General features: G+C 41.8%; 19 protein-coding genes. 9 read left to right on the top strand and 10 right to left on the bottom strand.

The features are described 5' to 3' along the window. Nucleotides 1-76 precede the first annotated feature (76 nt). A complete protein-coding gene (locus CWC16_RS15300) occupies nt 77-2,263 on the top strand; it encodes a YgiQ family radical SAM protein (RefSeq protein WP_138542142.1) in 2,187 nt (728 codons plus the stop codon). Nucleotides 2,264-2,350: 87 nt separating this feature from the next. Here the strand turns inward: CWC16_RS15300 and CWC16_RS15295 are convergent, their stop codons facing one another. The 7 genes from CWC16_RS15295 to lptD all read right to left on the bottom strand — a co-directional run bounded on the left by CWC16_RS15295 (nt 2,351) and on the right by lptD (nt 11,120). Further along, on the bottom strand, nt 2,351-4,366 hold the full coding sequence (locus CWC16_RS15295) for a methyl-accepting chemotaxis protein (RefSeq protein WP_138542141.1): 2,016 nt from the start codon (nt 4,364-4,366) through the stop codon (nt 2,351-2,353). 112 nt (nt 4,367-4,478) lie between these two features. Next, nucleotides 4,479-5,297 carry a symmetrical bis(5'-nucleosyl)-tetraphosphatase gene (locus CWC16_RS15290; protein WP_138542140.1) on the bottom strand — a complete coding sequence of 273 codons (819 nt, stop codon included), beginning with the start codon at nt 5,295-5,297 and terminating at the stop codon, nt 4,479-4,481. Nucleotides 5,298-5,308: 11 nt separating this feature from the next. Further along, a complete protein-coding gene (gene apaG / locus CWC16_RS15285; protein ID WP_055016404.1) occupies nt 5,309-5,698 on the bottom strand; it encodes a Co2+/Mg2+ efflux facilitator ApaG/CorD in 390 nt (129 codons plus the stop codon). Beyond that, nucleotides 5,682-6,488 (bottom strand): 16S rRNA (adenine(1518)-N(6)/adenine(1519)-N(6))-dimethyltransferase RsmA, encoded by an 807-nt coding sequence (gene rsmA / locus CWC16_RS15280; RefSeq protein ID WP_004585856.1) that lies wholly within the window; start codon nt 6,486-6,488, stop codon nt 5,682-5,684. The genes apaG and rsmA overlap by 17 nt, the downstream gene beginning before the upstream one ends. After that, nucleotides 6,485-7,477 (bottom strand): 4-hydroxythreonine-4-phosphate dehydrogenase PdxA, encoded by a 993-nt coding sequence (gene pdxA / locus CWC16_RS15275; protein WP_138542139.1) that lies wholly within the window; start codon nt 7,475-7,477, stop codon nt 6,485-6,487. Before pdxA ends, rsmA begins: the two co-directional genes overlap by 4 nt. Before the next feature lie 2 nt (nt 7,478-7,479). Further along, nucleotides 7,480-8,775, bottom strand: coding sequence for a peptidylprolyl isomerase SurA (gene surA, locus CWC16_RS15270; RefSeq protein ID WP_055016406.1), 1,296 nt, complete (start codon nt 8,773-8,775; stop codon nt 7,480-7,482). 92 nt (nt 8,776-8,867) lie between these two features. Next, complete coding sequence (lptD, locus tag CWC16_RS15265; RefSeq protein WP_138542138.1) at nt 8,868-11,120, bottom strand: LPS assembly protein LptD; 2,253 nt, start codon at nt 11,118-11,120, stop codon at nt 8,868-8,870. A 101-nt stretch (nt 11,121-11,221) separates the two neighbouring features. Between lptD and CWC16_RS15260 the strand changes: the two genes are divergently transcribed. The 3 genes from CWC16_RS15260 to djlA are packed head-to-tail and all read left to right on the top strand — an operon-like array spanning nt 11,222 to nt 13,760. Further along, complete coding sequence (locus tag CWC16_RS15260) at nt 11,222-12,223, top strand: aminoglycoside phosphotransferase family protein (protein ID WP_138542137.1); 1,002 nt, start codon at nt 11,222-11,224, stop codon at nt 12,221-12,223. Next, entirely contained in the window at nt 12,220-12,882 is a 663-nt protein-coding gene (murU, locus tag CWC16_RS15255) for an N-acetylmuramate alpha-1-phosphate uridylyltransferase MurU (RefSeq protein WP_138542136.1), read from the top strand. The genes CWC16_RS15260 and murU overlap by 4 nt, the downstream gene beginning before the upstream one ends. Before the next feature lie 17 nt (nt 12,883-12,899). Further along, nucleotides 12,900-13,760, top strand: a complete 861-nt coding sequence (gene djlA / locus CWC16_RS15250; RefSeq protein ID WP_138542135.1) for a co-chaperone DjlA — start codon at nt 12,900-12,902, stop codon at nt 13,758-13,760. Here the strand turns inward: djlA and CWC16_RS15245 are convergent. Together CWC16_RS15245 and rluA are read right to left on the bottom strand one after the other, a co-directional pair. Then, complete coding sequence (locus CWC16_RS15245) at nt 13,743-14,693, bottom strand: DUF3530 family protein (RefSeq protein WP_249929288.1); 951 nt, start codon at nt 14,691-14,693, stop codon at nt 13,743-13,745. The two genes, djlA and CWC16_RS15245, sit on opposite strands and share 18 nt — an antisense overlap. An 81-nt stretch (nt 14,694-14,774) precedes the next feature. After that, a complete protein-coding gene (gene rluA / locus CWC16_RS15240; RefSeq protein WP_138542134.1) occupies nt 14,775-15,428 on the bottom strand; it encodes a bifunctional tRNA pseudouridine(32) synthase/23S rRNA pseudouridine(746) synthase RluA in 654 nt (217 codons plus the stop codon). Nucleotides 15,429-15,563: 135 nt separating this feature from the next. Between rluA and CWC16_RS15235 the strand changes: the two genes are divergently transcribed. Both CWC16_RS15235 and CWC16_RS15230 read left to right on the top strand, forming a co-directional pair. Then, entirely contained in the window at nt 15,564-15,791 is a 228-nt protein-coding gene (locus CWC16_RS15235; protein WP_138542133.1) for a ribbon-helix-helix domain-containing protein, read from the top strand. After that, nucleotides 15,791-16,078, top strand: a complete 288-nt coding sequence (locus CWC16_RS15230; protein ID WP_138542132.1) for a type II toxin-antitoxin system RelE/ParE family toxin — start codon at nt 15,791-15,793, stop codon at nt 16,076-16,078. Before CWC16_RS15235 ends, CWC16_RS15230 begins: the two co-directional genes overlap by 1 nt. Before the next feature lie 108 nt (nt 16,079-16,186). Here the strand turns inward: CWC16_RS15230 and rapA are convergent, their stop codons facing one another. Next, nucleotides 16,187-19,081: an RNA polymerase-associated protein RapA gene (gene rapA / locus CWC16_RS15225; RefSeq protein ID WP_138542131.1), complete on the bottom strand. Its 2,895-nt coding sequence runs from the start codon at nt 19,079-19,081 to the stop codon at nt 16,187-16,189. Nucleotides 19,082-19,387: 306 nt separating this feature from the next. On the opposite strand from rapA, the gene CWC16_RS15220 reads away from it, so the two are divergent. From CWC16_RS15220 to CWC16_RS15210, 3 genes are all read left to right on the top strand, one after another. After that, nucleotides 19,388-20,785: a PhoH family protein gene (locus CWC16_RS15220; protein WP_138542130.1), complete on the top strand. Its 1,398-nt coding sequence runs from the start codon at nt 19,388-19,390 to the stop codon at nt 20,783-20,785. 66 nt (nt 20,786-20,851) lie between these two features. After that, nucleotides 20,852-24,643, top strand: coding sequence for a PAS domain-containing hybrid sensor histidine kinase/response regulator (locus tag CWC16_RS15215; protein WP_138542129.1), 3,792 nt, complete (start codon nt 20,852-20,854; stop codon nt 24,641-24,643). Beyond that, complete coding sequence (locus tag CWC16_RS15210; protein WP_055016417.1) at nt 24,627-25,532, top strand: diguanylate cyclase; 906 nt, start codon at nt 24,627-24,629, stop codon at nt 25,530-25,532. The genes CWC16_RS15215 and CWC16_RS15210 overlap by 17 nt, the downstream gene beginning before the upstream one ends. Nucleotides 25,533-25,607: the final 75 nt, after the last annotated feature.

The following is a 25,607-nucleotide window of genomic DNA, read 5'->3' as shown; positions in this document are numbered from 1 at the left end:
TACGCAGGTAATGTTGTATAAATAAGCAATGTATTAGGATATAATTCGCGCCTTTTGTTATTCAATGGCCAAAATTATGAGCTCTCTTAAAGCTGAACGCGCGCTATTCTCATACCCAAAGTATTGGGCAGAGTGTTATGGCACTGCACCATTTTTACCTACAACTCGCGAAGAAATGGACGCACTCGGCTGGGATAGCTGCGATATTATTATAATCAGCGGTGATGCTTATGTGGATCATCCTAGTTTTGGCATGGCAGTGATTGGCCGTGTACTTGAAGCACAAGGCTTTAGAGTCGGTATTATTGCTCAGCCAGACTGGCAATCAAAAGATGCCTTTATGGCACTTGGCAAGCCGAATCTATTTTTTGGTGTAACCGCCGGTAATATGGATTCAATGATCAACCGTTACACGGCTGAAAAACGCATGCGCCATGACGATGCCTACACGCCAAGTAATGTAGGTGGCAAGCGCCCTGACCGTGCGGTGATGATTTACTCTCAGCGTTTACGCGAAGCATACAAAGGCGTGCCCATTGTGATTGGAGGTATTGAAGCAAGCCTGCGTCGTATTGCTCATTACGACTATTGGCAAGAAAAAGTGCGTCGTAGTATTTTATTTGACTCTAAAGCCGATATCCTTATTTATGGTAATGCAGAGCGCCCGCTTGTAGAAGTGGCCCACCGTATAGCCGCTGGCGAAACTATGGATACAATTCAGGATATTCGTGGCACAGCCGTTATTCGTAAAGAGCCAATACCGGGTTGGCGTGGCAGTGATTCAACTGCGATTGATAAAATAGGCAAAATAGATCCTATCCCTAATCCTTATGGCGCTGATGATGTAGGGTGTAGTAAATCAGAGTTTAAACAAGCCGGTATTGATTTAAAAGCTGAGGCTGCTAAACCTATTACTATTCAGCCAGCGCGCCCTAAACCGTGGGAAAAAACCTACGTTAAACTGCCTGCATTTGAGCAAGTCAGTGTTAATAAACCTTTGTATGCCCACGCATCACGAATTTTGCACCAAGAGACAAACCCAGGCTGTGCCCGGGCATTATTTCAGCGCCATGGCGATCGCTATATTTGGGTAAACCCGCCTGCATTTCCGCTCGAAACCCATGAAATGGATGATGTATTTGGCTTACCTTATCAGCGTATACCGCACCCAAGTTATGGGGATGCAAAAATACCCGCTTACGACATGATTAAAACGTCAGTTAATATTATGCGTGGTTGTTTTGGCGGTTGTTCGTTCTGCTCTATTACCGAGCATGAAGGGCGTATTATTCAAAGTCGTTCGCAAGAGTCGATTATTGATGAAATAGAACAAATTCGAGATAAGGTACCTGGTTTTACCGGGGTTATTTCTGACTTAGGCGGCCCAACAGCAAATATGTATAAGCTGCGCTGTACGAGTAAAAAAGCAGAAAGCACCTGTAGGCGGCTTTCATGTGTTTATCCAGATATTTGTAAACACATGGATACAGACCATACACCTACTATCGATTTGTATAAAAAAGCCCGTGAAGTGAAAGGTATTAAAAAGATTTTAATAGCCTCAGGCGTTCGTTACGATTTAGCCGTACAAGATCCGCGCTACGTCAAAGAGTTGGTGACACATCATGTGGGGGGCTATTTAAAAATTGCGCCAGAACACACGGAAGATGGTCCTTTATCAAAAATGATGAAGCCGGGCATGGGGGCTTACGATCAATTTAAAGAACTATTTGATAAGTACTCAAAAGAGGCTGGTAAAAAGCAGTATTTAATCCCGTATTTTATTTCTGCTCACCCAGGTACAAAAGACGAAGACATGGTTAACATGGCACTGTGGCTTAAATCTAATGACTTTAAGTTAGACCAAGTGCAAAACTTTTATCCATCACCTATGGCTAATGCGACCACTATTTATCATACAGAAATGAACTCACTGCGTAATATTAAAAATAACAAAGAGCAAGTGCCTGTACCAAAGGGAGCTCGTCAGCGTCGCTTACATAAAGCAATACTGCGCTATCACGATCCATCGGGTTGGCCAATGATCCGCGAGGCATTGCGTAGTATGGGGAAAGCCAATTTAATTGGTAAAGGCCCAAATTGCTTGGTGCCAGAAGAAGGCCGCGATGAAAAAGCACACAAAGGCGCAGGTAAAGGTAGGGGAGGGCGCCCAGCCTTAACGCGCCATACTGGCTTTAGCCAATTTAAAAAGGCTAACACTAAACCTAAAGTGGGCGGGAACCGCCAACGTGCTGCTAGGTAAGCGTTAAAATAAACAAATAAAAAACCCGATACTGTTACTCAGTATCGGGTTTTTTATTACTTTGATTTTGGCGTAATACGATTGCTATTACACCTTAAAGTTTTCTACCGAGATTCTTAGTTCTTCAGCGAGTTTGGCCACTTCTGAGCTTGAAATGTTGGTTTGATTTGCGCCTTCAGCAGTTTGCTCTGCAATAGCAACAATTGATTCTAAACGTTCACTAATTTCTTGTGATACTTGTTGCTGCTCTTGTGCTGCAGTCGATATTTCCTCGCTAACGTCATGTGCTTGCGATACGGCAAGTGTAATAGAGTCTAATGCGCTGCTTGCTAAATCGCTCTGCTCAACACAGGATACTGCTTGTTGTTTGCCTTTATCCATTGCTGTTACAGCTGCTTCAGCACCGCTTTGAAGTGACTCAATCATCGATTGTATCTCTTGGGTCGACTCTTGCGTTTTACTAGCCAGTGAGCGTACCTCATCGGCTACTACCGCAAAACCTCGGCCATATTCACCGGCACGTGCCGCTTCAATTGCAGCGTTAAGTGCTAATAGGTTGGTTTGCTCAGCAATACCGCGTATAACATCTAAAATACTGCCTATCGAAGCGCTATCTTGATGTAGTTTGTTAATAACACTGGCGGCATCATCCACTTCGTGAGCAAGTTGCTCAATAGTCGCTTTGTTTTGATGAGAAATACCTTTTACGCGCTCAGCTTCTTTGTCAGCATTTTTAATTTCATCAAGGGCTTGTTGTGCGCTATTACTAACAGTTTGTGACGTGCTGCTCATTTCTGTTGTGGCAGTTGCCGCTTGTTCTACTTGGGCTTGTTGATTTCGGATAGCTTGGCTTGATTCACCGGTAATAGCCGATGTTTGCTCAGAGGCTGCTGCTAATTGAGTTGAGCGTGAAATAATACCCTTAATTAAGCTTCGTAGGCTATCTATTAAGGTGTTGCAGCTTCTTGATAGCTCGCCGAATTCATCTTTAGCAGAGTCATCTAAGCGTTGGGTCATATCGCCGCTGGCCACAATATCTAAAATTCGATTTACCTCAGCCAGTGGCTTGGTAATTCTATTAACGGTAAGAATCGCTATTGCAATTGCAATCAACGTCGCGATGATCATTCCTGCCCACGTCCACAAAGTAGCTGAATCAACATCCTCACGGACGCCTTCTTGTAATTTGTAAGCGACAGCACTTGTCTGCGTGACTAAATCGTCAATTTGCGACAGGGCCATTGTGGTTGCCTGCTCTGACTGCGCAAGTTCTTTTTCGGTTAGTGCAATGGCGTCAATAAGACGTTGCTTGTTAGCTGCTAGGCTATTATTTCCACTTATATTTTCTACTAACGTATCAACGTATTCTTGTAAATCACTATATAAATCGTTGTTGTCTTGCTCTATAGCAGGCTTTATTAAAGCTAAGGTACGAATGACCTCTTCCAGATAGTAAGTCTGTTCATTTTTAACAATATCTAAGGTGTTCGTTGTTTTTACAGTAAGCATATCGGTACTGTTGCTAACTACCGACATAAAGTTGTTTTCTAGGTTATTAGCAGCTTGATAAGCGCGGGGGTGATTTTGCTCAAAGTTATCAATGTCAGTAATATCGAGCACAACTGAATTAGCATCTTCCGCAGCAATCTCTATTGTTTCAAGTTGTGCTATAAGGGTTTTATTTAGTGTTAGTTGCTTGTCTTTATCAGCCAATAAGTTTTCTACTGTACTTAAAAAGCTTAGGTAGGTTTTTTCTACTGCTTGGCTTTTTTGGCTCAGTGATGCATCGTTTTTTACTACGCGTTGCAGTTCAGCATGAAGTGAATCAAATTTGTCTTTTTGCTCAAGTACTTTTTGTTTTATAGGGGTGAGCTGTGCGCTTGAGGTGGTATAAAAACTGGCTTGAGCTGCTTTACTCATTAAAATAAATTCAGCTTGTAGCTCTGAGCTTTTATTTAGTGCAGGAAGTGATAACTGGTTTACCTGCTGAGTAGAGCGGTCAATGCTCGCAATTTTTATTAAAGAGTTACCACCAATGATTATGAGTAATAAGGTGATAAATATAAAACCACACCAAATACGTTGGCTTACTGTCAGATTCATACGGATTTCCAATTAAAGTACTTCAATCACATCTTATCGGCTTTTTAACCAATAAGTTAAGCAATTAATTTCTATTAATTTAAATTTAACATATGTAGTGGGTTTTTACAGTTTATTTAGATGAATGCGCAGGTTTTTCTACTATTTTTTGCTTAGTTTGTAAGTCCATCATTGTTAAAGCCCCGCCCCATACGCATCCAGTATCAAGCGCGTGCACATGACTCAGCTGAGTAACCCCTTCAAGAGCGGCCCAATGGCCAAAAACCAAGTTTTTTTCTAATGCTTTTATATTAGGATGTTCAAACCAAGCTGTTAACGATTTATTGTCGTTAATTGCACCTTTCGCATTAAGCTCTAACGTGTTGTTACTGGTTAAAAAGCGCATACGGGTAAAATAGTTAACTATGTACCTAAACTTATCAAAGTCGTTTAAATCGTCATCCCACAGAGCAGGGTGTGGCTGATACATTTTTTTAAAAAAGTGGGCTGCATTAGCTGATTGATAACAACGCTTAGCAAACTGTGCATGTTTAAGTGCGGTTTTTATAGACCAGTTAGGGTTTAATCCTGCATGCGATATAAAGCTGCGGTGCTGCGCTAAATAAAGTGCAAGCGGTTGGGTTTGCAAATAGGCGATATAGTGAGGAAGCTTTTTACTATTAAAAATAGCATCGAGTTTGTCTTTTGGGTTTATCGGCTTATTAAGGTAATGGCAGGCAATCATGTGTAAATCATGATTGCCTAACGTTACACTTATACTGTCTTGATGGCGGTAAATGTAATCTAGGCAAGCCAGCGAGTCAGGGCCACGTGCGACTATGTCGCCAACTAAATAAAGGTGATCTTTACTTGGGTTAAAATCAACCCGTTTTAGTAAGCGACTAAACTCTTCAAAGCAGCCTTGTAAATCACCAATTGCGTAATCAGCCATGGCGCTTTTTACTAATGTAAAATATTAGGACACGCTAAACGGAATACGTTTATAGGTGCTTCAAACTCAGAGCCAAACTCATTGCGTAATGTGTAGTGCCCCTGCATTGTACCTACAGGGGTGTCTAATATTGCGCCACTGGTGTATTTATAAGTTTCGCCAGGACCTATCACAGGGGTTTCGCCCACAACGCCTTCGCCCTCCACTTCAACTTCTTTGCCGTTGGCATCGGTAATTAACCAATAGCGGCTTAAAAGCGTGGCACTGCAAAGGCTGTGGTTTTTAATTGTCACTGAGTAGGCAAAAACATATTTATCTAGCTCAGGCTGAGATTGCCCTTCAACATAAAAAGTCTCTACAGAGACCTTTACAGGAGAGCCTATATTACTGCTTGTTGTCATAAATCCAATTAGCTATATCAATAAATTGTTGTAATGTTAGGCTTTCAGCGCGCAAGGTAATATCTATACCAATGCTAGTAAGCTCATCAGCGGTGAGTAAATTGCCTAAGCTGTTACGCAGTGTTTTACGGCGCTGATTAAACGCTTCTAAACACACGGTGTTTAAAATTTTCACACTTTTAGCGGTTCGTTGTTCGGCTTTTTTGGGAATAAGACGAATAACTGCTGAGTCTACTTTAGGAGCTGGTTTAAAACATTCTGGCGGAACTTCAACCACAGGCATTGCGTGGCAGTAATATTGTGTCATCACACTTAAGCGGCCAAATGTTTTGCTGCCTGGACCTGCAACCATACGTTTTACAACTTCTTTTTGCAGCATAAAGTGCATGTGCTCAATATGATCAGCAAACTCAAAAAGATGAAACAGTAATGGCGTAGAAATATTGTAAGGCAGGTTACCAAACACTTTTAATTTTTTGTCATCGCGTACAAGGCTTGCAAAGTCAAACTTCATTGCATCGCCTTGGTTTACGTTTAATTTAGGCCCTAAAAATGGGTGCTCAATTAAACGCTGGGCTAAGTCTTTATCTAGCTCTACAACGGTAAGTTGGCCGCTTAAATCGGCAACAGGCTCTGTAATTGCGCCTAAACCTGGGCCAATCTCTACTAGGTTGTCTTGTGGCTTAGGATCGATTGCAGTGACTATTTTATCAATGATAGATTCATCAAATAAAAAGTTTTGCCCAAAACGTTTACGGGCGCGGTGTCCTAAATGTACTTTATCGGTCATTGATTTTGTGCTTTTTCATGGGCGAGCTTAATTGCTTCGCGGATCGCTAATTCAAAACTGCCAACCTCAGCGTCACCAGTGCCTGCTAAATCAAGCGCAGTACCGTGATCAACCGAAGTGCGGATAAATGGTAAACCTAGGGTTATATTTACCGAGTTACCAAATCCCTTGTATTTTAGCACAGGTAAACCCTGATCGTGATACATAGCAAGCACGGCATCGGCTTGAGTAAGGTATTTATCTTGAAATAGGGTATCGGCAGGAAGCGGTCCAATTAAGTTCATACCTTGGCTGTTTAAAAGCGCAAGCGTAGGTGAAATCGTTTCTATTTCTTCTGTACCTAAATGACCGTCTTCGCCAGCATGGGGGTTTAATCCACAGACCAAAATTTTTGGTTGTTCAATACCAAATTTCGTTTGTAAGTCATGATTTAAAATACTAATCACTTTGGTTAGGCGCTCTTGGGTAATCGCACGCGATACATAAGCCAGCGGTATATGTGTTGTTACAAGGGCAACACGTAAACCTTCAGTCGCTAGCATCATGACAACATCTGAGGTGCCAGATTGCTGAGCAAAGTACTCAGTGTGACCACTAAACGAAATACCGGCTTTATTAATAATCCCTTTGTGAACAGGGCCGGTGACAACGGCATCAAAGGTACCGTCCATGTTTTTTTCGCTAGCAATACGTAAGGTATCAAGTACGTATTGGCCGTTTAAGTCGTCTAGTTCACCTAGCTTAACCTCAGTGCCTAAATCAACTTGGTGAATATAAATGCTACCTGCAGGCGCAATGGCTGCAGGGGCATTTTCATCAAAATCAATTAGTTCAATATTAAGGCCTAAGTGTTGAGCGCGTTCTTTTAATAACTGTTTATCGGCGATAGCGACCAGTTGAGCTTGCCATGGTTGCTGCGCTAATCGCAGCAGTAAGTCAGGGCCAATCCCCGCAGGTTCCCCCGGGGTAATTGCAATTCGTAATGTCATAATTACTCGTCTATAGGGAAAATTTCAACATGGGCTTGTTCGCGCATTTCTTGCTGCCAGTTAAAACTTTCTTCTTTAAATTTACGATTAAACAACATGCCGTGCGCACGGTTACGTTTAGCTAGCTCAGTTTTATCTGCTACACGTTTATCTAAAAGTTGTACTATGTGCCAACCAAATTGTGTTCTAAATGGTTCACTAATTTGATTTTTATCAAGTGATAACAAAGTATCTTTAAACGCGGGTACATACGTTGTAGGGTCAGTCCAATCATACTCACCGCCTTTAAGGGCAGAGCCTGGATCTTCTGAGTATTCTTTGGCAAGTTCTGCAAAGTCAGCTTTTCCTGCGCGTAAATCTTTGGCAAACCCTGCAAGCATGCTGCGCGCTTTTTCTTCACTTAAAATAATTGAAGGTTTGATAAGAATATGACGAGAGCGAACTTCAGTGGTTTCTACCAGTTGGCGACCACGTACATCTTGCACTTTAATTATATGAAAGCCAGCACCAGAGCGAAGAGGGCCAACAATCGCGCCTTTCTTTTGGCCTTTTACAGCCTCAGCAAATAATGAAGGCATTTCGTTGATACCCATGTACCCTAGTTGTCCGCCTTCGAGTGCTTTTGAACCGCCAGATGAAGAAATTGCAATGCGTTTAAACTCTTGGCCATCGTTTAATAGCTCAATAACTTTGTCTGCACGGGTTTTTGCGCTGGTGATTTCATCGGGCGTTGCATCGTTTGGAATATCAATAAGGATATGACCAATATCGTACTCTTCAGCATTTTGACCTTGGCTTTCCATTATTTTTAACAGGTTATCTACTTCTTGTTGGCTAATATAGATACGACGGTCTACATTGGCGCGAGTCACTTGCTGTGTGGTGATCTCTTTACGAATTTCTTCTCGGTAAGCCTGAAAACTCTCGCCTGCGGCTTCAATTGTACGACGAAGATCGGCAATCGTGCCGCCTTGATCTTTTGCCATATTAGCTAAAGTTTGGTCTAACTGGCTGTCTGAAATTTCAAGGCCCATACGCTCAGCCATTTGCATCATAAGCGTTTGGTTAACTAAACGTTCTACTGCTTGTATGCGAAGCGTTTCGTCTTTAGGAAGTTGCTGGCCTTGTTCTGCGGCTTGCTTTTTAACACGGTTGATTATGGTGTCTACTTCACTTTTTAAAATAACGCCTTGGTTTACAACGCCAATTACTCTGTCAATTTCCTGTGGGGCGGCAAATGCGCCATGGCATAAGCTTAAGCTTAAAATAGCTGTTGATAATAGTTTTTTTAAATTCATATTCTTTTTACTACTCTTCTAATAGTACTGCTTTAAAACAGGGCGTACTGCATTTTAGGGCTTTAAAGTATCACCTTAATTGCTCGTTTGCCTTAATTATTAAGAAAATACGGTCTACGGTAGCCAAAAATACCTTGTTGCAATAATTTTTGTGCATCGTAACGGCTCTTACTGCCCAGCCCTTTTAATACAAAGTTTAGACTAATACCTGAATCAAAAGTGGCTTGTTGCTGCCCAATAGATTGATTTAAATCGGTTTCAATCTGACGGTGGCCAGTAATTTGGATTGCCCAACAGCACGACTCATACTGTAATCCGCTTAAAAATTCGATGCTTCGATTATTTTCAAGGTCCCGATGATAGCTTGCAATAAATTGCCACTGTTCACTAATTGGGATACTTGTAAATACACCCGTTTGCTCGATTGTATTTCCTGAGACATCATTTGCATAGCGATGGTTCAACTGAACTAGCTCATTATTGTCACCTTTGTAATCAAGAGTGACATTTGACTGAATCATTTGCTTGCCATCCGTGTCGTATTGCATACCCGCAGATAAATACCAACGGCGATGCCAATGTAACATTGTTTGTGCGGCAAACAGCGCGTTGTAGTTGGTTTGCGAGTCTAAACCTTGCTCAGTAGGTTTAGCCGAATCATTTAGGTAAAAGATTTGACCCGCGCTAAAGTTAAATACTTCTTCTTGTTTGCTATCAAATAATCGGGTTGTTGCACCTAGTGTAAATTGGTTAGCTGCAGCTATACGATCCACGCCTGAAAATCGTGTATCCCTAAATAGGCCAAAAAAGTCATCTTGTAAGCGAGTCGTATCAAACAGACCAATTTCTGATTGATCCTTATTCGGTGTGTATAAATATTGTATTTGTGGCTCAAGGGTTTGAATGCCATCTTCAAAAAAATATGAGGTGTCGCGTTCAAAGTTAAGCTGCGAATACAAGCGTACTTTTGGTAAAGTACGCGAAACGCTATCACTGTATTGCGTACCCGTTAAATCACCGCTTTGTTTGTAGTTTGTTTGTAATAAACTCACTTCTGAGAGAAACGACCACGCATGCGTTGCGTAATTAAATCGCGCTTTTGGCTCTACATGTACGCGGGTAGCACTGTCTATGGCAATTTCTGAAGAGTCGTTAGTAAAGTGGCTTACTTCACCAGACAAACTAAAGTCAAAGTGATCAAAGCGCCAAGGTGCGGTCTGCGTAAAGCTAATTTGTGGAACTGCGGCATACGACTCTAAGTGATCACCCAGTACTTCAAAGTTTTGAAACTTAATATCGGTACGCCATGTGTCACCCAGGTGAGTCACCGACCCGGTACGATAAAGTTGGGTATCGGTTTTATTGGCGTAGTTAGAGCTTAAATCGGTGATGTAGTTATCATCACTGACGTTGGTGACGTCCACATTGGCTCGCCAGTCTTCACTTAAGTAGCTTTGTTGTTGCCAATGAAACATGTAGCGCTCATCAAGGTTTGGCTCTGAATCATCACTATCTAAATATTCAATACCGACTAACCCTTCATGCTGCTCGCTCAGGTATCTAAACTCAGTTTGCAACTGTAAGCCTTTGCGCGACATATAACGTGGCGTAATGGTGGCGTCAAAATTAGGCGCAATGTTCCAATAATAGGGGGTAACAGTTTCAAGGCCATAACGGTCGGAGCTTGAAATACTCGGTGTTAATAAGCCCGACTTGCGCCGCTCATCCAGCGGAAATGTGAAATAAGGCAAATATAAAACAGGGGTATCAAGGATACGTAACACAGCGTTATAGGTTTCGCCCCAGCCTTCTTCGCGAGAGAGGTTAATTTCATCGGCTTCTATTTCCCAAACCGGTTTATCACTAGGGCAGGTAGTAAAGCTTGCATTCATTAACAATAAGCCAGACTCATCAACAGTGATTTTTTCAGCGCCACCTTTGCCTTGTTGCGCGGTTAAACTGTAATCGGCACCGAGTAGACTTATTTGAGAATTATTTAAATCGGCATTTAAACCTGAGCTGTTTACTTGGCTTACGCGGTCTTGGTATGTAATTGGGCCTGTTGCATTGAGTAAACCGCGCTGTTTGTCTATAAGCGCAGTTTGTGCGGACAAACTCATATCAAGGGTGTTAATATCAACATTGCCGGTAAATTCAGCGCTTTGTGTGCCTAGGAGCTCTACATCGTCAGCTTGTATATCAACCGATCCTACCGCTAAATTTGGTAGAGGTTGCCAAGCTCTGGTTTGCATTGAAATGCCACATAAGCTGTGTGCCAGTTCAGTTTCGGCAAGCGATGGTGCGCTAATTACGCCTAGCATCAATATGCCCCAGGTTTTGCTCATTTATCGACCTTAATGCTCTTTGGTTTATTATAAGCTAGACATAATAAAGGAAAACAATGGCAAATACAGTAATTGACCTATAAAAATAGACATCTTATATAATGACACGCTTTGATAATTTACAACTATTTATAAATACGCACTTTGATGCTAAACCACACTCCTTAGTAGCCATTACTGGGGATGCCAGCTTTCGCCGTTATTATCGTTTAAGCTGTGCTGGAAAAGCGTTTATTGTGATGGACTCCGACCCACAAAAAGTAAATAACGCGCCGTATATCTCTTTAAATAAAGTATTCACCGACAACGGCTTTTTACTACCCGAAATAATAGCAAGCGATGAAGAGCAAGGTTTTTTTGTGTTAAGTGACTTAGGAAATACCCACTTAGCCGATAAGCTCGATGACCCAAATAGAGATGAATATTACAAGCAATTAATTTGTTTAGCGGCAAGCTGGGCCCAAACGCCTGAATCAGCAGCTATGCAAAATTATAATAAAGAATTTATTCATCTTGAGCTGAATATTTTTAGCCAATGGTTGGTGACAGACTTTATTGGCTTAACACTCAGTACAGAGCAGCAAGCAATTTGGCAGCAAAGCTGTGAGCTATTAACGAACGCTATGCTAGCACAGCCTACGGTCACGGTTCATCGCGATTACCATAGCCGTAATATTATGTATAGCAATGAGCAGTGGGCAATTATAGATTACCAAGATGCCGTGCGCGGTCCGTTGTGTTATGACTTAGTGTCGCTGTTACGCGATTGCTATTTTAAGTTGCCACAAGCACAGCTTAATCAGCTGCTTGAGTACGGGTATGAAGAATTTACAGCGCAAAAATTAATAACAGATACTTCTTTTGAGCAGTTTAAACAGTGGTTTGATTTAACGGGTATTCAGCGTCATTTAAAGGCGGCGGGAATATTTTGCCGCCTCTATTTACGCGATGGAAAAACCGGTTACCTTGATAATATTTTACCGACGTTGGATTACATTGTTGACGTTGCCAAGTGCTACCTTGAGCTTGCAGCATTAAGTGAATGGGTAAGTAGCACTGTAATACCAAAGGTGACATTAAAACTTGCAAAGGAGCGCACATGAAAGCCATGATTTTAGCAGCCGGGCGCGGCCAGCGAATGATGCCGCTTACACAAACTATACCTAAACCTATGCTAAAAGTGGCGGGTAAACCGCTGATTGAGCACCATATTAATAACCTCAAAGCCGCTGGCATTACAGATATTGTTATAAACCTAGCTTGGCAAGGGGATAAAATAAAAAGCTACTTTAGAAATGGCGCTGAGTTTGGTGTAAGCATTGAATATAGCCAAGAGACTGAGGGCGGACTTGAAACCGCAGGAGGGATCATTCAGGCGCTGCCCCTACTTGGCGATCAATTTATTGTAATTAATGGTGATGTATACACAGATTACGATGTGAATGCGCTTACACAATTGCACCTGCAAGACGGCGAGGCCCACATCGTGTTAGTCGAAAACCCTCCTCATAACGAAAAAGGGGATTTTGCGTTAAGCCACTTATCGGCTGAAAGTCAAAAGTATACATTTTCGGGAATTAGCCGTTACCACGCTAATTTTTTTAAAGGTTTAGAGCCTGGCATACGCCCGCTTGGGCCAATACTGCGAGAAAAACTCGCGCAACATGTTATCTCAACTGAGCTTTATATAGGTCAATGGGACGATATCGGCACACCACAGCGACTCGCGCAGCTCAACGAGCGCATACAAAGCACACTTTAATAGAGGTAGTTAATTAGATGTGGGGAAAAATACTCGGTTTTTGTTTTGGCTTTATGTTTGGCAAAATTTTTGGCGCTATTTTAGGTTTATACCTCGGCCATTTATTTGATAAAAGCTTAAAAAACGATTTTGATAAAGCCGGGGGCTTTTCAGGTTTGTTTAAGGGTGATGATGTGAATGAGCGTCAGGCGTTGTTTTTTTCGAGCTGTTTTGCAGTTATGGGGCATATAGCAAAGTCGAACGGTCGCGTATGCGAAGTACATATAAAAGCGGCAAGTATGTTTATGGACGAAATGGGGCTAAAAGGCGACGAACGTCGCGAAGCTCAACATGCATTTCAATCTGGTAAAGACAGCGACTTTTCGATTAAAGAAACGGTACATGACTTTAAAGAACGTTTTGCAAAACGTTACGACTTACTGCAATTGTTCTTAGAAATTCAAATTCAAATGGCATTTTCAGATGGCGTGCTCGCAGAGCAAGAAAAACAGCTGTTACAAGAGGTAAGTAAACAATTGGGTATTTCTAAAACCCATTTTGCTTTTATTCTTAAGCGCTACCAAGCTGAATTTAGTTTTAGACAGCAACAACAACAGTATAGGCAACAGCAGCAAGGTCAAAGTAGCGGTTACCGTGAAGGCTCTGGCCATCATGTGCCCCCTAATAACAGCATGAACCGCTCCCAGGCCTTGGCTTTATTAGGGTTAAGTAGCGACGCGACGCAACGAGATATTAAAGTCGCGTATCGTAAATTAATGGCGCAGCATCATCCTGATAAATTAGTCTCTCAAGGGCTGCCTAAGCACATGATGGAGGTAGCCGTTAAAAAAAGCCAAGATATTCAAGCGGCTTACGAGTATTTAAAAAAGGCGGCGTAAAAAACCGTCTATTATTTTGCTTAAGCGAGCATGCTGCTCTGGCGCATCGCGTAGGCCAAACAGTTGGCGCTGGCGGTAATCAAATTTAGCATTTCGATTTACCCAGCGCTGACGATTTTTTAGGCTCATAAGTATATCGGTATTATCATTTGCATAGTAAATATCAAGCAAAGCGGGGGGCACTAGGGATGACGTTTGCGCTAAACCCTTATTGCGCTGTGTATTGGGTAAATAACTACTTAAACTTATAAACGCATCTATTCGCGAGTCAGGAAAGTTTGCATAGTATTCTAGCAATACTCCCGCACTGGTACCTTGTGCTATAACGACAATATTATTTGGCTCGCTCATCGCGTTTTGATAGAGCGCCTCATAACGCATTATTAAATTCGTTTTGTAGTTACTTAGTACCTCATCACTCACCAAATCAATGGCATTAACAAAATGTGGCTCTTGGGCTGCTGTGGCTGCATCGTCGCTGTTATTTTGCGCCGTTTCTGTAGGGGCTTCATTTTGCGCGGGCTTAGTTGATTGGGCCGCTGCTTGTGCAGGCACAGCCATGTTACTTGCTTGCCAATCTATATCAGGTACTGTCATGGCGTAGGTTGTGTAACCTAAATTAGTAAGCGCTTTTCGCAGGTAACTCATGCCAGCATTGCTGGTGGGGGTCGAGTTCCAATCAGGAATGAGTAATACAATGCCTCTAAACTCGCGGCTCATGTATTCGCTATACAAGCTTAAAAACTCTGTATCACCAGCAAGTATGGGTTTAATTTCATCATTGGGTAGTAGGCGTTTTATATCGCTATTTTCGATACTTGATAAAGCAGGCGGTGCTATATGCTCTGCAGCACTGGCATATGCGCTTAAGCATAACGCCGAGCAACAACATACACTTTGTAGTGTTTTTTTGATTAGCCGCGCAAATATCATAGTAAGCCCAAAACATAAGTAATAACTAAGTATCGGCGCGCTAAGGTAAAAGTTTAGTACTAACTTTGTGAGCTTTACCTATTAAAAATCGGGCTCTACCTCAAAGGTCATTACTTGCTCGGTCGCGGGGTGTTTTAGTTGCAACATTTGTGCATGCAGTTGTAAACGTGGCGCCGCGGCTAGGGCCTCTTTATGGGCATAAAGTCTATCGCCCAGTATTGGGTGGCCAAGGCTTAGCATGTGCACGCGTAATTGGTGTGAGCGCCCTGTAATTGGCGTGAGCTCTACACGTGTTGCGTGCGCTTCTTTTGCCAGTATTTTAAAGTGAGTGAGCGAGGGCTTACCGTTTTCATGATCAACCATTTGCTTAGGGCGATTAGGCCAATCACATATGAGGGGTAAATCAACCGACCCAGTATCTTGCTCAAGTTGGCCGTAAACACGTGCAATATAGCGTTTTGCCGTTTCACGCTCTTGAAACTGCATACTTAAATGCCGATGCGCAGCCTTGTTCATAGCAAGGCAAAGTATGCCTGAGGTTGCCATATCTAGGCGGTGCACTATTTTAGCTGTAGGAAAAACACGGTTAACGCGGCTAATTAAGCTATCGGCATGTTTTGGATCTTTACCTGGGACGGTTAAAAGTTCGCTGGGTTTATTAACGATGAGCAAGTCGTCATCTTGGTGCAGTATTGTTAAATACGGACTCATTGGGGGATTGTAATTAACTAACACGGCCGACCTCAGTAATTTTGCAGGGCACTATTTTAGGGGAGCGAGAGCAAAGCCTCAAGAAAAAGATAAAAGTTTAATTGCATGCTTTTTAATCTGGTGTAAAATTGCACCAGATTAACGTTTAGGAAATTCATTATGGCAAGACAAAGTATTTCACTTACTGAGCAAAATGATTTATGGCTACGTAATCACGTTGAGAAAATTGGTGATTATGCTAATAAAAGTGAATTGGTGAACGATTTAATTCGCCGTGCAAGAAGGGCTGAAGCTATAAATAGTAAGCTTGCTAACGCAGAAAAAAGCGGTTTTAGTGCTCAATCTGCGGATGAAATGTTAGCAGAATTTAAAGCATGTATTAAGTAGTGCGCACATTTAAGCTTTCAAACGATGCTAAAGAAGACTTACGTCGTATTTATCAATATGGTTGCAAAGCATTTTCACAACAGCAAGCAGATATTTACTTTTATAGTTTCTTTTCTATGTTTGAAAAGCTAGCTGCAAATCCTTATTCCTTCCAATCAGTTGACCATATACGCACAGGTTATCGGCGTGCCGTTTGTGGCTCAGACAGTATTTATTACAGAATTACAGAAACTGATGTTGAAATAATGGCTATATTAGGTGGCCAAGATACTGAGGAGTGGTTGTAGAGGTGAATGTAAAAAGCACGGCCTGTAAACCGTGCTTTTAAAATTGTAGTTTAGCTACACCTGATCTAACTAACGACTAACAGCTATAAACTGAAAGCTCAAAAACCCTTAGTGCGAAACTACAATTAAGCGTATCGCATCAAGTTTTAATTGGGCTTTTTCGATATGCGTTGTCAGTTCGCTGCGCTGCTTATCGAAGAAGGTAATTTCTTCTTGACGAATATTAGGGTTAATTTGTTTAAGCGCTTCAAGGCGAGCTTGCTCTTCACCTAAGGTGCTTTGCATTTTTTCAAGTGATGCACTGCGTATAACTTCTAGCTGTTGTTGAGCCATGTCTTTTGCGGTGTTGATCATTGGGTGAACGGCACCTTGTAAAGCACCCGCTAATTTACTGGCCGTTTGGCGCCCTACGGCTGAAAGCTGTTGGTTAAAGCTGTCGAATGCCACGTTTTCGCCAAGGTTATTACTGGCTTTATCAAGCAATATGCGAATAGGCGTTGGTGGTAAAAAGCGCCCTACTTGCAGGGCTTTTGGTGCCATTGCTTCGGCTACAAATATTAGCTCAACAAAAAAGGTGCCTGGCGGTAATTTTTTATTTTTAAGCAGTGCAACCGATGCGCTACCAAAGTCATCATCACAAATCATATCCATGGTGCCCTGCACCATAGGGTGATCCCAGCTAATAAAGTGCACATCTTCTTGCGAAAGGGCAGTATCGCGGTCAAATGTCACCGTCATGCCATCTTCTTTTAAGCTTGGGAACGAAGCACTTAGCATATGCTCTGTTGGCTTTAAAATAATGGTGTTTTCGCCTTTGTCTTCTTGGCTTACGCCAAATGTGTCGAATACGTTGATCATGTAACTTGGTAACTCAAATTGGTTATCAAGTGCTTCAATTTCTTCTACCAATGAATCAGCAGCACCTTGACCAGATGAATGTAGCTCTAATAGGCGGTCACGGCCACTTTCCATTTGCTTGCGCAACACGGCATTTTGCTTGGCTACTTGCTCAAGTAGTGGGTCGAGCTCTTCTTCATCACAATTATGTGCAGCAATGTACTCAAGTAAGTCTTCGCTAAATTCTTTATACAATAACTGGCCAGTGGTTGATGTGCTTTCAAATGCATCAAGGCCTTCGTTGTACCAACGCAGTAATACTTCTTGCGCTGTATTTTCAAAATACGGCACATGAATATTAACATCCTTTGTTTGCCCAATACGGTCTAATCGACCGATACGTTGTTCAAGTAAGTCAGGGTTAAGTGGTAAATCAAATAACACTAAATGATGCGAAAACTGAAAGTTACGACCTTCTGAACCAATCTCTGAACACAGCAGTATTTGTGCGTTGTCGTATTCATCAGCAAAAAAGGCTGCCGCGCGGTCGCGCTCTATAATCGACATACCCTCATGGAACACAGATGCTTTTATTGCTTCACGCTCACGCAAAATTTGCTCAAGGCTGATAGCGGTTTCGGCTTTGGCACAAATAAGCAGTACTTTTTCGTGCTTTAGAGTCTTAAGTGTGTCGATTAACCAATCTACACGTGGATCAAATGCACCCCAGCTTGCACTTTCACCTTCAAACTCTTGAAAGATTTTTTCAGGGAATAAAGCACGCTGTGCACTTAGCTCTGCACTTTGTATACCGCTCATGCTGCCAAGAACCGACATAGCTGTTCTGTACTGCTTTGGCAGTGCCATAGGGTAAGCATGTAATTTACGGCTAGGGTAGCCATCAATTCCGCTGCGGCTGTTTCTAAATAAAATACGACCTGTGCCGTGACGGTCAAGCAGCATGTTAAGTATTTCTTTACGCGCCGGTAAATCACCTTGCTGCGCTTTTTCAAGCACATCGGTAATATCGGTTTCTTTTAATAGCTCAATAAGTGTGGCTTTGGCTGTATCATCAAGGGCCTGCGCTTGCAGCAGCTGATTTGCCGCTTCGGCAACGTCTTTATAGTTTGCTTCTTCTTCTTTGAATACGTCGTAGTCGTAAAATCTATCTGGGTCGAGCAATTGTAAGCGGGCAAAGTGGCTACGGTGACCAAGTTGATCAGGCGTTGCTGTTAATAGAATAAGACCCGGAATATCTTGGCTAAGTTCAGCCATGCGCTGATATTCGGTGCTCGGCTTACCATTGTTAATGCTTAGGTGGTGCGCTTCATCAACAACGAGTAAATCCCAATCAGCAAGTGTTGCTTGTTCAAACCAGCGTTTTTTTTTGGTTAAAAACTCAAGGCTGGTAAGCACTAGCTGCTCGGTATCAAATACGTTTGGCGAGTCTGCAAAGGCTTCATCGCAACGCTCTTCATCAAAAATAGAAAAACGTAAATTAAAGCGGCGTAGCATTTCTACTAACCATTGGTGCTGCAGGTTTTCTGGCACCACAATGAGTACACGGCTAGCACGGCCACTAATGATTTGTTGGTGTAAAATCATGCCGGCTTCAATGGTTTTACCAAGGCCTACTTCATCTGAGAGCAGTACACGTGGGGCAAAACGTTTACCTACTTCTTGTGCAATATAAAGCTGATGCGGAATAAGGTTAGCACGCTGGCCAATTAAGCCCTTTATAGGCGATTGCTGGCGTTCAAATTGGTGTTGCCAAGTTTGGTAACGTAAGGTATAGCGATCAAAACGATCTACTTGGCCTGCGAATAAACGATCTTGTGGCTTATTAAACTTAATAAAATGATCTAAAAAGGTCTCTTTTAGCTTTGCTTGCTCGCCGGTATCAACGCGCGTACCCACGTAACAAAGTAGTTCACCTTGCACTTCAATAGACTCTACTTCTAATTCCCATTCTTCAACGCTTTTGATCACATCACCAGGATTAAATGCTACACGGGTAACCGGTGCTTCTGCTGTAGAATAAACACGGTTTTCACCACTGGCAGGAAATAAAATGCTGACCTGGCGGCCTTCAATGGCAACTACGGTGCCTAATCCTAAATCTGACTCTGTATCACTGATCCAACGCTGACCTAAGGAAAAATTCATGTATGTCTCGTCTATGAAGAAAAAGGCGGCTATGTTACCTGTTACATAACACCACTGCAAGGCGCTATTTGGCTCACTTTTAATTAATTTTATAAGTGCGAATTAATCCCATTAACAGTGCTAACAAATGGCTCTTTTTTAGGTAAATAAAAACTATATTGTGTTTGTAATAAAACGGACTTTTATGACAAATAGACTAAACTTAGATTGTGCCTTAGCAATTAAGTATTGCAGGTTTGAATTAAGGCCCGTTTTACTTAGTTATTTTGGTATAGCATAAAAATCATAAAACGTAAGGAAAGTGCTATGGAAAAAGCTTCGAACCTTGAAAGTAAAATGTATGTGCTAGACACCAATGTATTACTCCACGAACCCCTCGCTTATTTGTCTTTCCAAGAACATAACGTTGTTATTCCCATGACTGTCTTAGAAGAGCTTGACCACATTAAAGACAGAAAACACGACGTAAGCCGCGATGCACGAGTGGCTATTCGTGGTTTAGATGAGGTATTAAAAAATGCCACACCAGAGCAAATGTTGCAGGGTGTTGCGTTGCCTAGTAATAAAAAGGCCAAGGCTGATTCAACCGGCACGCTCATTATTGTAAATGACCACCTTTTTGCAGATTCTATTTCTGGTTTACCGGGGGATGAAAACGACCACCGCATTATTAACTGTGCCGTGTATTTACAAAAGCAGCACAGCGATTCAAAAATTGTATTGGTGACAAAAGATATAAACATGCGCCTTAAAGCCAAGGGGGCAGGCCTTAAATATGTTGAAGATTACCGTACCGACCAGCTCATTGATGATATTGCTTTATTAACCAGTGGCTATAAAAAAATAGAAGGAGACTTTTGGCAGCATGTAGGGCAATGCGAAACTCAGCAGCATGGCCGTGATACCTTTCATTATGTGGCTAAAAACTTAATCCCAGATGTGTTTTGCAATGAGTATATACTTGATGGCAGTGAGCACTTTGCTGCGCGGGTCAAATCGTACGATAACGAGCGTATTAAATTAAAAGATATTAGTATTGAGCGTTTAATGCACCAGCAAGCGTGGGGAGTTAAACCTAAAAATATTTATCAAGGTATGGCACTCGACGCCTTATTAGACCCCAGCATTGAGCTGGTTATTTTAACCGGCCCAGCTGGGTGCGGTAAAACATTACTGGCACTGGCCAGTGCGCTTGAAATGGTGATTGAACGTGGGATTTATGACAAGGTCATCGTTACGCGAAATACCCCAGAAATAGCGGAGTCTATCGGTTTTTTACCAGGAACCGAAGAAGAGAAAATGGCGCCATGGTTAGCGGCAATTACCGATACGCTTGAGGTGTTACACAAAGGCGATGAAAACCCAATTTCTAGCCGTAACTACATAATGGAAAAAGCTAATGTGCAGTTTAAGTCGGTTAACTTTATGCGTGGCCGTAGTATTCAAAATGCAGTGGTGATTTTGGATGAAAGCCAAAATTTAACAGCATCTCAGCTTAAAACCATTATTACCCGTTGTGGTGAAGGAACTAAACTAATCTGTAGCGGTAATTTAGCACAAATAGACAGCAATTATTTAACCCCTGTGACCTCCGGTCTTACTTATATTGTGGAACGCTTTAAAGACTTTGAAGGCAGTGCAACGGTGAATTTAAATGGCGTAGTGCGCAGCCGTTTGGCCTCCTTTGCAGAAGAAAATTTATAACTTGCGCAGAACAATTTGGCTCGATAGTCTAGTGGCTGACTATCGGGCCAAAACTTAGGCAAAACGTTGAAATTTTTACCTCTAAAAGACTATTACCGCTCTTTATCTGTAGCGTTGTTTGTTCCCTTATTTGTGACATTTTTATTGTGCTTGCATTTGTATAATATAAAAGTTGATCGCGCCATAGAAAAACGCCAAGCCGACTTTGAGCAAGTGTCAGCTCAAGTTAGTCATATCATGAGCTCGGTAAATGACTTTTTCGACAATGCCTTTATATCGTATCAACAACCGGGTGTTGAGCAATTTAATCGAAACTTACTTGAAGGTATAAATCAATACGACAATTACTACTACCGCCATTTTAGCGAACGCCGAGGAGAAATAGTGGGTAAAGGGCAGTTTGCTTTTTCTAACCGTGCGTTGATTCAGTGGGAGCAAGCTACAACCCTAAGCCCGACTTTTAATACTGCCTTATCACTTATGCAATCCTTATCAGCCGTTGCCTATGTTGATGAAGCGGGGTTTGCGTATGTTGTGAGACGTAATAAAAGCCAAAGCACCATGCTTAATAAAATTTTAAATGGTAGTTTTAAGCCCGCATTTTCACCTGATCAGCTTACCTCCAGCCCCATAGTAAAAATACGCGATAGCGCCTACTTTGCTATCGGCCGCAAAAAGCAGCCTAACTCGTCCAGCTACATCATTTTAATTTATGATTTAGAAGCCATGTCTGACTGGCTTAAAAAAGTAGCACCAAGCGAAGGCGAATATGTATTTATGAACCAGTCGCATCAAGTTATAGCCAGCTCCGTAAAGCAATTAAACGAAGCCACAGCATTAAAAGACTATTGGCCTGAACTTGCTCATGATAATGAAAAAATAAACTTAGCCAATAACACACGCGCACAGTTTTTTATGCAAGCAATGGGGAATTTGCCCATTCATGCCGCCTTTTATGAGCCGCAAATAAACGTCATCACCCCAATTAGGTATGAGGTACTTTTGGAGTTTGTATTTTTAACGTTATTTTTAAGCTTAATGTTTGCTGTGTTTTTTTGGCTAAGCCAGCGTATTTTTGTAAGGCCAATGACGCATTTAATGCAATATTTTGAGCAAAATGATGCCCCTAAAGCTGCCCTTTCTAATTATCCCATTCCTTTAAATTGGCAGCCTTGGTTTTCTCGGGTTAAATATGTATTTGATAAAAATGCACAGTTAGTCGAGTCGTTACAAGAGGCTAATAAAGAGCTCGATGAGCAATTACAGCTGCAATCACAAAAGTTAAAACGCAGTTATGAAGCAAAAGAGCGGCATTTGGCATTATTAAATACCATGCTAAATAGTGTGCCTGATCTGATTTATTTTAAAAATATTGATGGATCTTTTTTAGGCTGTAATAAAGCTTTTGAAGCCTATGTAGGAAAAGAGCAAGCAATTTTAGTCGGTAAACGTATTGAAGATTTAGAGAGTGACGATTTACAGTTAAGCCTACTTGAAAAGCAAGTTTTGCAAACAAAAAGTAGCATTGAACAACGCATAGATAGCACCGACAAATCTTATCAATTAACGATTGCGCCATTTTATAACGAGCACCAACATTTATTGGGTACTATGGGGATTGGGCGAGACATTACTGAACAGCAACAAACTTTGTCGGCTTTAAAAGCATCAGAATCTAAGTTTAGAAGCGCGATAGAATTTGCAGCAAACAGCGTGGTGCTACTCTCGCTTGAACACACCATATTGCAGGTTAATAAAGCGGCTCGTAAGTTGTTTTCACAGCAAGATATTTTAACTGGTGAGCCACTAAAAATGTTGTTCGATGAAGCGCAGTGGCAAGAAATAAAAAATGCGCTTTGCCATTTATTAGATGATAAAAAGCGGGTCTACCATTTAACGCTCTCGCAAGGAAAGCTAACAAATTGGCTGCAGCTAAGTGTGTCGTTGGTGTGGGATGAAAATCGGGACCCTTCTTATTACGTTATTCATATTCAAGATGTCAGTGCGCTGACTAAAGCAAAGCATGATGCAGAGCGTGCAACAATAGCCAAAAGCCGCTTTATCGCTAACTTAAGCCATGAGATACGCACGCCTCTAAACGCTGTGTTAGGGCTATTAGATATGATAGTGGAACAGGGATTAACAAATAAGCAATTGCAACAAACTAAGCAAGCTAAAAACGCGGCGCAAAGCTTATTGTTAATGCTAAACCGGATGCTTGATTTTGCCCGTGTTGAGAGTTCGCAAGCACAAATTAAACCGGTGCCTTTTTGTTTAGTTGAACTGATTGATATTTGTGAGAGCTTAACAGCGCCACTGTGTGAAAATAAAGGGTTAAGCTTTAATATTGAAGTAGACCCACTCATAACTCCCGCGCTCGTTGGTGACTCGATCCGTTTACAGCAAATATTAGGTAACTTACTCACTAATGCCGTTAAGTTTACTAATAAAGGCAGTATTACCTTAAAATTGGTGCTTGAAGAAAATGATGCTTTAGATAGGCAGCGTATATCTTTTCATGTCATAGACAGTGGGGTGGGGATTGCCAAAGCAGACCAACTGCGACTGTTTGATGCGTTTACTCAAGGGGATGAATCATCTACACGCATCCACCAAGGAGTAGGACTTGGTTTGGCTATAGTAAAGCATGGCGTTGCATTGATGGGCGGTGAAATTGCTATTAATAGTGATAAAGGCCATGGCTGTGAGTTTTACTTTACTTTATCGCTTGCAGTAGATACGGCTAAAAATAGTGTATTTATGCCTGATACATTAGCTGTTGTGGGCGATGAGACAGCACAACTAAACGAGGTTGTTAATGCTTACTCACAAGTAGCTGCTATTCACTTAGAAGAGGCAATACGCTACCCAATAAAGCTTGCTGATGCCCAGCAACTGATTATTGATGAAAGTACGTTGAACGATTTATTAAATGTTGAATCTATAAACGAAACGCTCAGCGCCAACGCATACCCTGTCGTTGTCGTTAATCATGAGCACACATTAGCATTGCCTTGTACTACCCAAATCAACGCACAGCATGTTAAAGCCTCAGCGTTAGCACAACGAATAATGAGCTTAAACGCGAAAGCGGGGGATGAACACGTTGCATCAGCCAGTAATCATGAAGCGGTAAAAAAAGATATATCGGGTTTACTTATCATGGCGGTTGATGATAACCCACTTAACTTAGACATTATTAGCAGTGTATTAAAGCAAGCCCAAGTTAATGTAGTTACAGTCACCAATGCCCCCGAGGCAATAGAGCTGCTACAAATATTAAAGCCGGATTTAATTTTGATGGATGTGCAAATGCCGCATATTGACGGTTGCCAAGCAACACAATTAATTCGCCAACAGTTTGACGCACGCCAACTGCCTATTTTTGCTTTAACAGCACATTGTGAGCCTGCAGATGTTGAGCGCTCTCTTAATAGTGGAATGAATAAGCATTTAACAAAACCTGTGGTAGCCAAGGTTTTGATAGATGCAATTAGAGACGTAGACTTTACAAAACCTAAGTTTTACGACCAAAACTTTGCGCTTACCCAGTTTAATTTTGATGAAAATTTATTGGCAACTATGGTCGGGAAGTTTGCAAAGTTATGTGACACCCAATTACAGCAAATTGAGGAAAATACCCAGCGGGATGAAGTGGTACGCTTAGTGCATAGCATAAAAGGGGTTGCGGGTAACTTAGGGTTTATTAGGCTTTCACTGTGTGCAAAACAATGTGAAACGCACCTAAAAACAACTAACGAGCCTGTTCAGCAAAGTTTAAAAGAGCTGATCACACAGCTAAAACAAGTGATTATATTTATTGAAACCTTAGGGGGACGGGATGCCGAAAAAAGCTAAAATACTGATTGTGGATGATGATCCTCTTAATCGGCTTGTGCTTGAAAAAACACTGGGCACGGAGCATGACGTATTTTTAGTCGAAAGCGGCGAAAAAGCGCTCACCTTTATTAAATTAAATCAGGTCGATTTAATTATTTTAGATGTGGTAATGCCAGGCATTGATGGTTACGAAGTGCTTGTGCAGCTTAAAGAAAACCCTATTACGCAATCTATCCCTATCGTGTTTATATCGGCTAATAATAGCCACACCGATGAAGCCAAAGGCCTTGAGTTAGGTGCAATGGATTACATCACTAAGCCCTTTAATGCATCTATAGTAAAAGTGAGAGTACGTAATCAATTACTTATTAAGCAAAAAAATGATTTGCTTGAGATGCTTGCCTCCATTGATGGCTTAACAGAAATACCTAACAGGCGTTATTTAGACGAAAACCTCTCGCGTGAATGGCGCAGAAGCAAACGTAATGGCTCATGCTTATCTGTTTTATTAATGGATATCGATCACTTTAAGCGCTATAACGACTGCTATGGACATCGTGCTGGTGATGAGTGTTTAAAGCAGGTTGCGCAAGCCTTAGCGGCGCAATGTGAGCGTAGTACTGACTTTATAGCGCGTTACGGGGGGGAAGAGTTTGCAGCGGTCTTACCCGATGTTAATAAACAACAGGCATTAGCCTTTGCACAAAAGCTAAGAAAAGCGGTAAACAATTTAAATATAGAGCACAAAGCATCTTTAAATGCAGATCATATTACAATCAGTATAGGTATTGCGAGTATGGAAAACGGCAACGCCAGTGCCGAGCAGGCTTTACTTGAACAAGCTGACCTAGGGCTATATGCCGCAAAAGATGCAGGTCGTGATCAGGTGGTTGCGCTTAACTTGTAATATGGCTGTGTTTTCACAAAGCCTTGTTTAAATCGGCCCCACACATTATGTTATTACCGAGCGGGGCAACTATAT

Origin of the sequence: Pseudoalteromonas sp. S3776 (assembly GCF_005886915.1) — a bacterium.
Taxonomy (GTDB): domain Bacteria; phylum Pseudomonadota; class Gammaproteobacteria; order Enterobacterales; family Alteromonadaceae; genus Pseudoalteromonas.
Note: the sequence above shows the minus strand (reverse complement) of the source record. Positions and strands in the feature narration are given on the sequence as shown.